Source organism: Bacillus sp. GC_Bacil_1, from assembly GCF_026540675.1.
Taxonomy (GTDB): Bacteria; Bacillota; Bacilli; order Bacillales; family Bacillaceae_G; genus Bacillus_A; species Bacillus_A cereus.
Map to the genome: position 1 here is coordinate 1 of NZ_JALNUG010000015.1, position 13,237 is coordinate 13,237.

Genomic DNA, 13,237 nt, shown 5'->3' on the forward strand with positions numbered 1-13,237 from the left:
AACGGGAGCAACCGGAGCAACAGGCCCGACTGGAATAACGGGACTGCCCGGAATAACAGGAGCAACCGGAGTAACAGGCCCGACTGGAATAACGGGGCCGACTGGAGTAACAGGACCGCCCGGAGCAACGGGAGCAACCGGAATAACGGGAGCAACCGGAGTAACCGGGCTAACCGGAGCGACGGGAGCAACCGGAATAACGGGAGCAACCGGAATAACGGGACCGACAGGAGTAACTGGAGCAACAGGTCCTACTGGGGGCATTGGTCCTATAACCACAACCAATTTGTTATATTACACTTTTGCAGATGGAGAGAAACTTATATATACAGATGCTGACGGGATACCTCAATATGGTACAACGAATATTTTGTCTCCTAGTGAAGTTTCTTATATTAATTTGTTTGTTAACGGAATACTGCAACCACAACCATTATATGAAGTGAGTGCTGGTAAATTAACTTTATTGGATACGCAACCACCATCGCAAGGATCTTCAATTATATTACAATTTATCATTATTAATTAAAAGGACAGTTCCTTAATGAAAAGGAATCTGTCCTTTTTGTTTTATATTTGAATAGTTAAAATTAAGTGAAGGTACATTCAATTTCTAGCTGTTATAAATGGTTGAATGATAGGAATTTTAACTTCAATCCTTTTCATAGTGTATTGGAATAAAATATAAAATGAATTTTGCAACATAGTATATGAGAGTTCTCTATAATACAAACGGCTTCATGTTTAAAAAAGAGAACACAATCTTAGTAAAGAAATAAGGTATATTTATATGAAAAAAATGGCACTGTTAATTGTTGAGTATATTCAAATTAATATGTGTATTTAAACCTAAGAGATAAACGTGGAAAAATAAAATAAACTCTTAAGTTTAGGTATTTAATCTAAGCAGTCAATTATTAAAAACATATAATTAATATGTGAGTCATGAACATAATTAAATAGCGTTTGCAAGTTTAATTATATTTCATGTTTCCTATTTTAAGTCAATATATAACACATACTCTTTTACAACTTTATGATCCTTATAATAGGAAAAACTCAAATATAAAACAAGTAAGGAGGACATAAATGACAAGTAATAATTGTTTCGGTCATAACCACTGCAATAATCCGATTGTTTTCACTCCAGATTGCTGTAACAATCCACAAACAGTTCCAATTACTAGTGAGCAATTAGGTAGATTAATTACTTTACTAAACTCTTTAATTTCGGCTATTGCAGCGTTTTTTGCAAATCCAAGTGATGCAAACAGATTAGCTTTACTCAATTTGTTTACTCAACTATTGAACTTACTAAATGAATTAGCACCTTCTCCAGAAGGGAATTTCTTAAAACAATTAATTCAAAGTATTATTAATTTACTACAATCTCCTAACCCAAATCTAAGTCAATTACTTTCTTTATTACAACAATTCTACAGTGCTCTTGCACCATTCTTCTTCTCTTTAATTATTGACCCTGCAAGCTTACAACTTTTATTAAACTTATTAACTCAATTAATTGGTGCTACTCCAGGAGGCGGCCCAACAGGTCCAACAGGTCCAACAGGTCCAGGAGGCGGAGCAACAGGAGCAACAGGAGCAACAGGAGCAACAGGAGCAACAGGAGCAACAGGTCCAACAGGAGCAGGAGTAACAGGAGCAACAGGAGCAACAGGAGCAACAGGAGCAACAGGAGCAACAGGAGCAACAGGTCCAACGGGAGCGACAGGAGCAACAGGAGCAACAGGCCCAACAGGAGCAACAGGATCAACAGGTCCATCAGGAGTAACAGGAGCAACAGGCCTAACAGGAGCAACAGGTCCAACAGGAGCAACAGGTCCAACAGGAGCAACAGGTCCAACGGGGGCAACAGGTTTAACTGGTGCAACAGGCTTAACTGGTGCAACAGGAGCAACTGGTGGCGGAGCTATTATTCCATTTGCTTCAGGTACAACACCATCTGCGTTAGTTAACGCGTTAATAGCTAATACAGGAACTCTTCTTGGATTTGGATTTAGTCAGCCTGGTGTAGCTTTAACTGGTGGAACAAGTATCACATTAGCATTAGGTGTAGGTGATTATGCATTTGTAGCACCACGCGCAGGGGTTATTACGTCATTAGCTGGTTTCTTTAGTGCAACAGCTGCTTTAGCTCCATTATCACCTGTTCAAGTGCAAATACAAATATTAACTGCACCTGCAGCAAGCAATACGTTTACAGTACAAGGCGCACCTCTTTTATTAACACCAGCATTTGCCGCAATAGCGATTGGTTCTACAGCATCAGGAATCATTGCTGAAGCTATTCCAGTAGCGGCTGGAGATAAAATACTACTGTATGTTTCATTAACAGCAGCAAGTCCAATAGCTGCAGTTGCTGGATTTGTAAGTGCAGGTATTAATATCGTTTAATTTGTTACAATGTTTAGTAGGAAATTAAACAGGGGTTTGTATATAGTCCTTCCTAATAAATTTAGGAAGGACTATATTTTTTGAGGAAATAAGTAATAAATCAATTGAACAATTACTCTTTATTAAGTTCGTATAAAAAAGTATAATTTACCCTTTCTCATTTAAGGCATAAGTTATGTAACTTTAAAAATTTCCGATCAGCAAAAAAAGATGAATTCTTTTAAAAAAGAATTCATCCATAAAATAAACTATTTATTTTTATTACAGTTACATCCTTTTTTCTTTACATAGCCTTGCTCGGCTAAGTCTCTTTGCGATTGGGAATTGGAAGATTGAGAATTGGAAGATTGAGAGGATGCTGAAGAGCTACTATTTTTATTATAAGAGTAGTTTTTTCGATAGTTATAATTACTCATAGTACTATCACCTCCAATTTAATATATAAATATTATATGTATGTACACTATCAATTGTTACTATTATTAATAGGAAGAGAACATACAATAAAAAAATCTCCTCGGTATTTTCCTAGGAGATAAATGATGATTCTTTTAAAAATTTACAAATTAATAGCCCCAGTAAAGAGGAAAGTAATAAGAATCTTGGGGATACGGATTATGTTGTTGAGGGAGGGGTTGGGTTGGGTAATTTTTCATTCCACGGTTTTGATTGCAGTTTGCCGGAGGGCCAATAACAGTAGTTGATTGAATAGGAGAAACCGCTTGTTTCCATTGTTGTTCATTGAGGCAGTAAGTATGGGCCATCATATGAGCAGGAGTTAATCTTAAAATATCAGAACCGAAAATAACTTCTGGCGCTGGGGCATTGAAAATAGCTAATAAATGAGTATTATCAGCTGTAGCAATTTCATAATGCCACCACGCTTGTGGAATGTTGGCAACTTGCCCCGGTTTTATCGGTAAGTTTAATATTTGATTCGTAAATGGATTAAGTAAAGAAACAACAGCAGACCCTGAAATACAATAAACAAGTTCAGCTGCATTTTGATGAATATGTGGTTCTACAACATTTCCTGTACTTAAATAAATATCTAATAAAGAAGTATTTTCTAAAGTGTTTAATTGTTTAATACCAAGTACATTTATATAATTTTGGGCATCTTTCCGAAAAAAATTACTTTTATTTACATCATAAGTAAAATTGGTTGAGGGGGAGGTATAGTCGATGTTGGCAGTCAATTGTATTACCCGCCTTTCTATAGGTAAGTTAGGTTACAAAATTAGGATATGTGTCTAGTCTTTGTTTTGTGCTGTTGTCGGTAGCTTAATAAATTCACTTATTCCATAAAGAATAAAGTATAAAGATTAAACTATATTCGTATTCCCATTCATACTTTGGATTGATGGAAAAAAGTAATGAAAATGTTAATTTAAAAGTACATCAATCATTTATAAGGAGTGAATGTTCATGTCATTTAGTGAAATGATTAGAAATGAAGTACTCAGCTGGGCGGGTGTTTCTGAAAAACCGCATCGATTTGGTGGTATTGAAATAAATTATGGTAAGAAAGAACTTGGCCATCTTCATGGTGATAAATTAGCTGATTTACCATTTCCGAAGTTAAAGCGAGATGAATTAGTGAAGCAAGGATTGGTAAAACCACATCACGTATTACCTGAATCAGGATGGATCAGTTATTATATAAAGAGTGAAGAGGATATTCCATTTGCAATTGAGTTATTTCGTATGCAATATGACCGAATTAAAAAATAATGAAATAAAGTAGGGTAATAAAAATTTATTTTCATGTCACATCCCTCCTTAATCGTTCGTCTTGTATGTAGAACGATAAGGAGGGATTTTATTATGAATACATTTGATGTAGCAATTGTTGGCGGTGGGCTTGCTGGATTAACAGCATCTATATATTTAGCGAAAGCTGGAAAGAAAGTGATTGTATTAGAAAAATCCAGTCAATTCGGTGGCCGAGGGATGACTATAAATAAAAATGGAATCTGCATGAATCTTGGTGCACATGCTTTATATAGAGGCGGGGCAGCGTTTATAACTTTTAATGAGCTCGGTTTGAATCTTCCAGGTGGAATACCATCTACAAAAGCACATGGAATATGGAAAGGGGATATATTCACCATCCCAACAGATTTTCGCTCAATTTTATCAACACCACTACTTTCGTGGTCTGCAAAAGTACAATTCTCACGTCTTATGATTCGTTTAGGAAATTTAGATGTAGGAGAAGTTCCGAAAATGAGTCTAACTACATGGGCAGAAAATGAAATAAAAGATCCAATGGTTCGTAATATATTTTATGCGCTATGCCGGACAACAACATATACGTTTGCTCCTACAATACAATTAGCATCATCTGTACTAAAGCAAATACAGCTTTCTATAAAAGAAGGAGTGCTTTATGTAGATGGTGGTTGGGAGACGATAATAACAAAATTAAGAGATTTAGCGAATGATGTCGGGGTAAAATTTTTGGCTAAAAAGCATGTTTTGGAAATAGAGCATTATGAAGATAAACAAAGAATACATTGTGTTGATGATGAGGTTTTTGCAGTAGATACAGTCATCGTGACGACTCCGCCAAAAGAGGCTTGTAAAATAATAAAAGGTGCAGAAGGAACAAATTTGCATAGATGGAATGAACAATCGGTACCGGTTACTGTTGCTGCATTAGATATTGGCTTGAGACAATTACCCAATCCTACACATCAATTTGTATTAGGATTAGATCAACCTATATTTTTCACAAATCAATCGAGAGCAGCTAAATTAAGTGAAGATGGATCAATTGCAGTGAGTCTAATTAAGTACCATAATCCTATGCTAGAGATGAATCATATTCATGAAGATAAAGAACAGTTGGAAAGTACGATGGAGTTGTTACATCCAAATTGGAAAAGAGAAGTTGTTGCACAGCAATATTTACCGAAAATAACAGTAGTACATGATTTTCCTCATATTGACCGTGTTGAAAAGCCGGGTCCTAATATACCTGAAATGCCAGGTGTTTATGTTGCAGGAGATTGGGCAGGGCATGATGAAATATTAGCTGATGCTGCGGTAGCAAGCGGGAAACGAGCAGCGTTACACATTTTAAAGCAATATGAAAGTGAGGCAGTTCATCATGGAAACGGAGCAGTTATATGAAGCGTATCAACCATTATTATTTTCGTTAGCATACAGAATCCTTGGGAGTGTTATGGATGCTGAGGATATCGTTCAGGATGTATTTATCTCGCTAAATAATATAGAAGATCCTCAATCTATAGAAAATATGAAAGCATATTTATGTAAGATGGCGACAAATCGTTCAATTGATAAATTACGATCGGCAGCGCATAAACGTAACGTGTATGTAGGGATGTGGTTACCAGAGCCACTTGTAGACGAGAGTGATGAGCCATCAAAGTCATTTATAATGAAAGAATCCCTTTCCACCGCATATTTATTACTTTTACAACAACTATCTGAGGTAGAAAGGATTGTTTTCATATTAAGAGAGGTTTTCAGTTATGAATACGAAGAAATAGCTTCAATTGTTGATAAGAGTAGTGTGAACTGCAGGAAGATCTTTCAACGTGCAAGAAAAAGCATTTTGGAGAAACCGAAGCAATCAAAATTAAGCACGGAGAAAATGGCTTCTTATGTTGAAAAGTTTGTATCATCATTACAGTGTGGGGATGCGGAAGGTATGTTAGAAGTATTAAAAACAGATGCTATACTCAAAGCTGATGGTGGTGGTAAAGTTACGACTGCGATTAATCCGATTTATTCTGCGGATCGAATTATACGTTTGTTCTTTGGGATTGCACAACGATTGACAGAAGAGTACACTGTTGATTTCAAAATGGTAAATGGTATACCAGGAGTTATAGTTACAATAAATAATAAAGTAACGTATGTTCTTTCGTTTGCATTTGAGGATGAGAAAATTTCAAATATTTATATGATGGTTAATCCTGAAAAACTTATGCATTTAAATGTAAAAATATAAAAAAGCGCATTTCTTCAGAAATGCGTTTTTTATTATTTTTCTAACATTTCAAGAGGTACATCTTTTTCGCCCGCTACCTCAAATTTAATTTCCCCGTCTTCTTCATAAATACGTGTAATAATCGGTATAGTAATCATTAATTTTTTATGCTGCTTTCGTTTTCGAGCAGCATCTAAGCTAATCACGTTCATTTGTAAGCATCCTTTCTTCTGGAAATATATAAACAAAGAAAATGCGTCCGAAAAGGGCGCTTAATTGAATTTGAAATACCGATTCATTTAAATGGGGTTTATATAATTTAATAACTGCAATTTTAATATGAAATAATATGAATGGAATAATTGCACGTAGAAATTAACTTTACCAAAAAACGAAACAATATGCTATAAAAAATTATAAATCTTTGTCATATAACAGGAAAAAGGTTTTTGTTTCGCATATAATAAAAAGTAGACGGGCAGCAAGAGCTTTTTCATCATATTGCTTGGAAAGGCGATGAAAAGAATGGATACAGTAGATTCATTATTATTGCAACTTGAACAATATGGAGAAGAGCATGATCGAAATAAAAAAACAAGGGAAGAAAAATTACGGAATGTTTCTCGTGAGATGGGGCAATTTTTATCAATTTTAGTAAAAGGGTGTAATGCAAAAAATATCTTGGAAATTGGAACTTCTAATGGTTATTCTACATTGTGGTTAGCTAATGCGGTAGAAGAAACAAATGGAAATGTAACAACTGTAGAGCTTTCTTCAGAACGAGTTGGAGAGGCACTTGTCAATTTTGAAAAGGCAAACCTGTTACAAAGAATCGATATTCATAATCAAGAAGCCGGGGCATTTTTAGATTCGCAATTAGATCATTCATTTGATTTTATTTTCCTAGATTCAGAGCGCACGCAATACATGTGGTGGTTTGAGCATATAAAACGTATGTTACAACCAAAAGGTTTTCTTGTTGTTGATAATGCAACTTCTCATGCGAGTGAATTAGATGAGTTTATAAAAATGATTGAAGAAGATGATACGTTTGAAACGGTGTTATTAGCGTTTCAAAAGGGAGCATTTGTAGCTCGCAAAAATAAATAGAAGTGAGTGTAATAGAATTATCACATTGAAAACAGGTGAATGTCAAAAGATTGAGTGTAGCACGATTGAAAGAACGTAAATTATTTAGGAAATATATGAAGAATCCGCCTTCAGCATGTTGTTCTCTAGGTCTTAAGTCTGAGGAAAATTATGTTGATTACAGGTATACTTATAGTAAGAAACAGGGAATGACTGCATAAACAGGCATTTCTAAAAAAGTCGATTTCAAGCAGTCAGAATGTATATGAAATACGATATAATTGATGAAATATAGTGCATATAAATTCGCACATATAAATAAAGGAGCGATTTTGTTGACTGAACTCGAGAAAAAAGAACCTGTATCCATTGTGAAAGATAATAATGTAGAAGTAGTAGTTGATACAGTTATAAAAGATGCAGAATTAGAGGAACTAAATAAAGAAGCGGATCTTTATGTACAAAAGTTAAATAGCGAGCAAAATACAGATTTATCAAAAGTATTGTCTCAGCTAGGAGATTTAGGGGATAAAGAGCAACAAGCAGCAGGACAAACGTTATCAGCTTTAAAACGCCCTGTAACAGCGATGATGAATGGGAAAAATGAAGAAATTCCAAATACATTGTTAGAATTACGAAAAGTGGTATCAGAGCTTGATCCCAATTCACTTAAAGCAAGTGGTATGAAGAAAATAATGTTTAAAGTATTCAAGAAAAATCCACTTGAAACATACGTGCATAAATACCAATCTATAGATAAACAAATCGAGGAAATTATTAGATCCCTTCTAATTGGTCGTGATAACTTACAAGAGGATACAGTTGGTCTTGAAATGTTAAAAGAACAATCGCACGATAAAATTCATGCTCTTGATAAACAAGTATACTTAGGGAAAAAGCTTGCTGGCATGCTTGAAGCTGAGAAACAAAACCCAGAGCGTCAAAGGGATATTCCGTTAATTAACGATGCATTAGAAAAGATACTTGTACGTACACGTAATATGCAGCAAGCGAAAAGTGTATTATTACAATCTATAGCTTCTGTAGACATCATTAAGAAAAATAACGAAAAATTAACAGAGGCAATACGTAATGCGATTACGATGACGCAAAACGTTGTAACAGTTTCAGCTGCTATTCAGCTTGCATTAACGAATCAACGGAAAACAATTGATGCAGTAAATGCGACGAATGAAGCAATTGAATCGATGGTATTAAGTAATTCTCAAGCGTTAAAACAAAATACAGAAGAAACGACGAAATTGCTTGAAAACCCTGCTATTAGCATGGATAAATTACGTGAATCATTCCAAAATGTGTTCGCTGCAATTGAAGCATCTGAAAAATCTTCAGAACGTATTATTGAGTCAAGTAAGAAGTTCGTTATTGAACTAGACACATTTAATGATGAGATGAAGCAGAAACTCATTCAGCGTCCAAGGAAATAACTGATTATTAGAGGAGGTGAACAAATGAGTTTCATTCAAACAGTACTATTACTACTCGGTACATTGCTTTTAATAGCATTTACTGTCGTTGTTTTAGTCGTATACTTCGGGCGGAAACTGTATTTTTCATGGACGAAGCCATATAAAAGAGCGCAAGATTCTCTAGATAAGATATCAAACAAATCAATACCGTTTCTACAAGAATTTACACAACATCCACTGTTTTATCGCTGGATTCGCACCGAAGGAAAGAAAGAACAAAATACATTAAATACTCTATTTTGTACATCAGGTCAACGTACGAGAGAGCAAGTCTTCTCGATGTTACCGAAAGAAAAGCAGAAAAAAGTGCATGTAATGGCAAAAACTACGAAAAAGCTTACGAATGAAGATATTGATGTGGCTGCGATGAAAGTGAAAGATTTCTTAAGACAAGAAACGCAGCAAACTGTAAAACCGACAGACTTATCATTTTACAAATTGTATTTTTATGACCGTTATCCAGACGCATTAAATGCAATTCAAGCGTATAAACGCTCAATAAATCCTTCATTACAAAGAACGGTTGATGATATTACAATTTCAGTATTAAATGCACTTCCGTACTATCAAGAGCAACGCATGTTTGAACAACAACATAAACTTGAAACATTCTTAATGAAAGATTTAACGGCCATGTTATCGTTGGTAGTACAATTACCACCTTCACAAAGACCAGAGAAGGAAGAAGAACTGAAGATCTACTTGGAAAATTTCAAAAAAGAAATGGAAGTAGTAGAGCGAGATATTCGCGACTCGATTGATCACGATTTAAATGTGAAGATGAGAGCAGCGACTGAGAAGTTTAAGAATAAATAACAAAAAGCGCCTTAAAAGCTAAATATCACAGCTTTAAGGCGCTTTTTTTATGAGGCTTTATTTTGCTCTAACGGTAGTATGACTAGAAGCCACACTTTCATTATGCAATCGATCAACTGCAGTTACGACATACGTATACGTTTCTCCAGAAATAGCGGTTTTATCTACATAAATTTCTCCAAGTTTTGTTTTTCTTACAGTAGTAAGTAAATTTTTTGGGTTTTGTATATCCACTTCATTTTTCCCATTCGCGCGGTAAATAGCGTAATAAGCAGAATCATTATCTCTATTGTCAATGATGCCAATTGCAATACCTTCATTTCTTGGAATGGCACCTTTTAAAGTCGGTTGTTTTGGTGGATTATGATCAATCCAAGGCATAGGCGGGATTAATGCAGGGTGTTTATATATGTCTTTTGAGAGTCTATCTTTAACTCCAAGTAGATTGTTATTAATATCTTTTAAGCTAAAATGCATACTACCTTTGATTTCAGGATATAGCCGGTTTAATGCAATTTGTCTTGGATATTCTTCTGGATCAGACCAAGCAGGGACGGAGTTATTATTAATTTTATAGGCCGCTTGACCAATGTATAGGTGAATCGGTTTGTTATTTGTTTCTTTAACCCACCAATCTACTAATATGTCATATGAAGCTGGGGTGAAACCTATATTCCAATATATTTGCGGTGTAATGTAGTCAATATATCCTTTTTGTATCCACTCACGTGTGTCAGCATAAAGGTCATCATAGTTTCTTTGGCCTGCGGTTGTGTTAGAGCCAGTCGGATCGTCAGCTATATTTCTCCATACGCCGAACGGACTAATGCCAAACTTTACATATGATTTTTCTTGTTTTATAGCATTATTTAAATCTTTTACAAGTTCATTTACATTGTTACGTCGCCAATCTTCTATATTTGTAAATCTACCGTTATTATATGTTTCGTACGTTTTCTGATCTGGAAATTCTTCACCGGCTACTTTATATGGATAAAAATAATCATCCATATGCAGCGCATCAATATCGTAATTTTGTACGATTTCTAAAGCACCTTCTGTTATAAATTTTTTCACTTCTGGAATACCGGGATTGTAATATAACTTTCCGCCATAAGGGACAACCCAATTGGGATGTTGCCTTGCAGGGTGATAGTTTGATAATCGATTTATATCGGTGTGATTCATCGTTATTCGGTATGGATTAATCCAAGCGTGGAATTCTATATTTCTTTTATGAGCTTCTTCAATCATAAATGCGAGCGGGTCATAACCAGGATCTTTTCCTTGTGTACCCGTAATGTATTCAGACCAAGGACCGTAATTTGAAGGATAGAAAGCATCAGCGGTTGGTTTAATTTGTACAACAACTGTATTCATACCAGTGCTTTTTACATTGTCTAATAACCTTATAAATTCTTGCTTCTGTTTTTCAATAGGTAAGCCAGTTTTTGATGGCCAATCAATATTCAGAACTGATGCGATCCATACAGCACGTAATTCATGTTTTTTGTACGTAGTATTTACTTCAGCATAAGTAGAGTGAGGGGGAATGAAAGAGAAAGGGATGAACAAGATAACGATACAACATATCATTAATAAACGTTTAACGATCATTTATACGCCTCCCTATCATATGATTATTTAAAATAATATCTGAGGCAAGGTTGACCTTGCAATAGAGAAAATTGCATATTGAAACATTAATTTAATAGGAAAAATATTTTTAATGAAATTTACTTTCATTATAACTAAATTCATTTACTACTTCATATGCTTGTTAGTAAAGTGAAACTTCCTTTCATTTGAAGGGTAATAAATTATAAGTATAGGAGGATTAATAAATGAAGGTTTTGTTCGTCTGTTCTGGAGGAATGTCCAGTGCAATTGTTGTAAACGCTTTAAAAAAAGAAGCGGAGAAAAATGGTGTGAACATGGAAGTGCATGCAATTGGAACGAATGAGGTAGAGGAAGAAGTAAAGAATGGCTGGGATGTCGTAATGGTGGCACCTCAAATAAGACACCGATTTGATTCTGTAAAAAAATTTGCAGAGGAGGAATCTATTCCGTGTGGCATCATTCCACCGCAAGCATACACGCCACTTGGAGGCCCGACTTTATTAAAAACTGTAAATGAATTAATCAGTTAGGGGGAAGCGTTATGAATAAGTTTGTCACGTTTCTTGATAAAAACTTATCTGGCCCGATGGCAAGGCTTTCTGAGCAGAGGCATCTACAAGCAATCCGTGATGGAGTTATTTCGGCGTTACCATTTATTATAGTAGGAAGCTTCTTTTTAATAGTAGCATTTCCACCACTGCCGAAAGATAGTTTCATATCGGTTTGGGCATTAAAGAATCAAACAAGTATATTGATACCATATCGTTTAACTATGTTTATTATGTCCTTATATATAGCATTTGGAATAGGATATAATTTAGCGAAAAGTTATAAATTAGATGCTTTATCAGGAGCACAGCTTGCGGTATGTTCACTACTTTTAACATTAACGCCTGAGTTAATTGATAAAAAAGGGTTCATGCTTCCGATGACAAATCTCGGAGGTCATGGATTATTTGTGACGATGATTGTTTCTATTTTATCCGTAGAGATTTTAAGATTTTGTAAGAAGAAAAATGTAATGATTAAAATGCCAGAACAAGTACCGCCATCTGTGTCGCGTTCGTTTGAAGCACTTATACCTGCTGCATTCGTTATTATTATAATGAGTCTAGTAACTGTCGTTTTTAGCATTGATTTACACCATGTTGTTGATAAATTAGCAGCACCATTAGTAAAAGCTGGGGATAGTTACTTCGGTGTAATGATTCCAGTGTTTTTAATTACGTTTTTTTGGTCATTCGGAATCCATGGTGTGTCGGTTGTTGGAACTGTTGCTCGGCCATTATGGGAAGTATACCTAGGGAAAAATGGTGAAGCAGTTGCTAGTGGAGCAGATCAGTTGCCATTTATTTCACCAGAGCCGTTATATCAATGGTTTATATGGATTGGCGGTTCTGGTGCGACGTTAGGGCTTGTATTAGCTATGATTATATTTGGTCGATCGAAATATTCGAAAGCATTATCAAGAACTTGTATTGTTCCGGGTATTTTTAATATTAATGAACCAGTCATATTCGGATTACCGATTGTACTAAATCCAATTTTAATTATCCCATTTATCATTACACCACTTGTAACAGCAACTGTTGCATATTCAGCAACTGCGATGGGATTTGTAACACCAACGCATATTATGCCGCCATGGACATTACCTGCTCCAATTGGTGCATATTTAGCAACAGGTGGAGATTGGCGTGCGATTGTATTAGTTTTTATAAATATAGCAATATCGTTCCTTATTTATTTACCATTCTTTAAAATGTACGACAAAAATATGCTTGAAATTGAAAAGAATGGTGACGGGGAATCTGTTAATCCTTAATCTGCACGCTGTTATTTT

The 13,237-nt window shown here is 35.2% G+C and carries 13 protein-coding genes; 10 read left to right on the forward strand and 3 right to left on the reverse strand.

Annotated elements, in window-relative coordinates; genetic code table 11:
- Positions 1–529, forward strand: a 529-nt coding sequence (locus tag OXT04_RS21065; RefSeq protein WP_267417334.1) for a DUF4183 domain-containing protein, incomplete at its 5' end; no start/stop codon positions are given.
- Positions 530–1,089: 560 nt separating this feature from the next.
- Positions 1,090–2,415: an exosporium glycoprotein BclB-related protein gene (locus tag OXT04_RS21070; RefSeq protein WP_267417336.1), complete on the forward strand. Its 1,326-nt coding sequence runs from the start codon at positions 1,090–1,092 to the stop codon at positions 2,413–2,415.
- Positions 2,416–2,981: 566 nt separating this feature from the next.
- Here the strand turns inward: OXT04_RS21070 and OXT04_RS21075 are convergent.
- Positions 2,982–3,614 (reverse strand): cupin domain-containing protein, encoded by a 633-nt coding sequence (locus OXT04_RS21075; RefSeq protein WP_000126322.1) that lies wholly within the window; start codon positions 3,612–3,614, stop codon positions 2,982–2,984.
- 229 nt (positions 3,615–3,843) lie between these two features.
- Between OXT04_RS21075 and OXT04_RS21080 the strand changes: the two genes are divergently transcribed.
- From OXT04_RS21080 to OXT04_RS21090, 3 genes are all read left to right on the forward strand, one after another.
- Positions 3,844–4,149 carry a luciferase domain-containing protein gene (locus tag OXT04_RS21080; protein WP_000010317.1) on the forward strand — a complete coding sequence of 102 codons (306 nt, stop codon included), beginning with the start codon at positions 3,844–3,846 and terminating at the stop codon, positions 4,147–4,149.
- 93 nt (positions 4,150–4,242) lie between these two features.
- On the forward strand, positions 4,243–5,553 hold the full coding sequence (locus tag OXT04_RS21085) for a phytoene desaturase family protein (protein ID WP_090976556.1): 1,311 nt from the start codon (positions 4,243–4,245) through the stop codon (positions 5,551–5,553).
- Positions 5,531–6,400 carry a sigma-70 family RNA polymerase sigma factor gene (locus OXT04_RS21090; protein WP_000447145.1) on the forward strand — a complete coding sequence of 290 codons (870 nt, stop codon included), beginning with the start codon at positions 5,531–5,533 and terminating at the stop codon, positions 6,398–6,400. Before OXT04_RS21085 ends, OXT04_RS21090 begins: the two co-directional genes overlap by 23 nt.
- 32 nt (positions 6,401–6,432) lie before the next feature.
- On the opposite strand, the gene OXT04_RS21095 is transcribed toward OXT04_RS21090, so the two are convergent.
- Complete coding sequence (locus OXT04_RS21095) at positions 6,433–6,591, reverse strand: hypothetical protein (protein ID WP_001100984.1); 159 nt, start codon at positions 6,589–6,591, stop codon at positions 6,433–6,435.
- Positions 6,592–6,895: 304 nt separating this feature from the next.
- On the opposite strand from OXT04_RS21095, the gene OXT04_RS21100 reads away from it, so the two are divergent.
- The 3 genes from OXT04_RS21100 (at position 6,896) to OXT04_RS21110 (ending at position 9,774) form a co-directional block, all read left to right on the forward strand.
- Positions 6,896–7,489: an O-methyltransferase gene (locus OXT04_RS21100; protein WP_002094007.1), complete on the forward strand. Its 594-nt coding sequence runs from the start codon at positions 6,896–6,898 to the stop codon at positions 7,487–7,489.
- Positions 7,490–7,803: 314 nt separating this feature from the next.
- Positions 7,804–8,916, forward strand: a complete 1,113-nt coding sequence (locus OXT04_RS21105) for a toxic anion resistance protein (protein ID WP_000137396.1) — start codon at positions 7,804–7,806, stop codon at positions 8,914–8,916.
- Between the two features lie 24 nt (positions 8,917–8,940).
- Positions 8,941–9,774, forward strand: a complete 834-nt coding sequence (locus tag OXT04_RS21110) for a DUF3974 domain-containing protein (RefSeq protein WP_000008373.1) — start codon at positions 8,941–8,943, stop codon at positions 9,772–9,774.
- Between the two features lie 57 nt (positions 9,775–9,831).
- Here the strand turns inward: OXT04_RS21110 and OXT04_RS21115 are convergent, their stop codons facing one another.
- Entirely contained in the window at positions 9,832–11,391 is a 1,560-nt protein-coding gene (locus OXT04_RS21115) for a glycoside hydrolase family 10-like protein (RefSeq protein WP_098256918.1), read from the reverse strand.
- A 227-nt stretch (positions 11,392–11,618) separates the two neighbouring features.
- Here OXT04_RS21115 and OXT04_RS21120 point away from each other — a divergent pair, with 227 nt between their 5' ends.
- Complete coding sequence (locus tag OXT04_RS21120; protein WP_000865907.1) at positions 11,619–11,924, forward strand: PTS sugar transporter subunit IIB; 306 nt, start codon at positions 11,619–11,621, stop codon at positions 11,922–11,924.
- A gap of 11 nt (positions 11,925–11,935) precedes the next feature.
- Complete coding sequence (locus OXT04_RS21125) at positions 11,936–13,219, forward strand: PTS sugar transporter subunit IIC (protein WP_001032277.1); 1,284 nt, start codon at positions 11,936–11,938, stop codon at positions 13,217–13,219.
- Positions 13,220–13,237: the final 18 nt, after the last annotated feature.

Bases quoted from the DNA above. Each gene is read 5' to 3' on its own strand.
- OXT04_RS21100 (WP_002094007.1), top strand. From the start codon at position 6,896: ATGAAAAGAATGGATACAGTAGATTCATTATTATTGCAACTTGAACAA.
- OXT04_RS21085 (WP_090976556.1), top strand. From the start codon at position 4,243: ATGAATACATTTGATGTAGCAATTGTTGGCGGTGGGCTTGCTGGATTA.
- OXT04_RS21125 (WP_001032277.1), top strand. From the start codon at position 11,936: ATGAATAAGTTTGTCACGTTTCTTGATAAAAACTTATCTGGCCCGATG.
- OXT04_RS21070 (WP_267417336.1), top strand. From the start codon at position 1,090: ATGACAAGTAATAATTGTTTCGGTCATAACCACTGCAATAATCCGATT.
- OXT04_RS21110 (WP_000008373.1), top strand. From the start codon at position 8,941: ATGAGTTTCATTCAAACAGTACTATTACTACTCGGTACATTGCTTTTA.
- OXT04_RS21090 (WP_000447145.1), top strand. From the start codon at position 5,531: ATGGAAACGGAGCAGTTATATGAAGCGTATCAACCATTATTATTTTCG.
- OXT04_RS21115 (WP_098256918.1), bottom strand. From the start codon at position 11,391: ATGATCGTTAAACGTTTATTAATGATATGTTGTATCGTTATCTTGTTC.
- OXT04_RS21095 (WP_001100984.1), bottom strand. From the start codon at position 6,591: ATGAACGTGATTAGCTTAGATGCTGCTCGAAAACGAAAGCAGCATAAA.
- OXT04_RS21080 (WP_000010317.1), top strand. From the start codon at position 3,844: ATGTCATTTAGTGAAATGATTAGAAATGAAGTACTCAGCTGGGCGGGT.
- OXT04_RS21120 (WP_000865907.1), top strand. From the start codon at position 11,619: ATGAAGGTTTTGTTCGTCTGTTCTGGAGGAATGTCCAGTGCAATTGTT.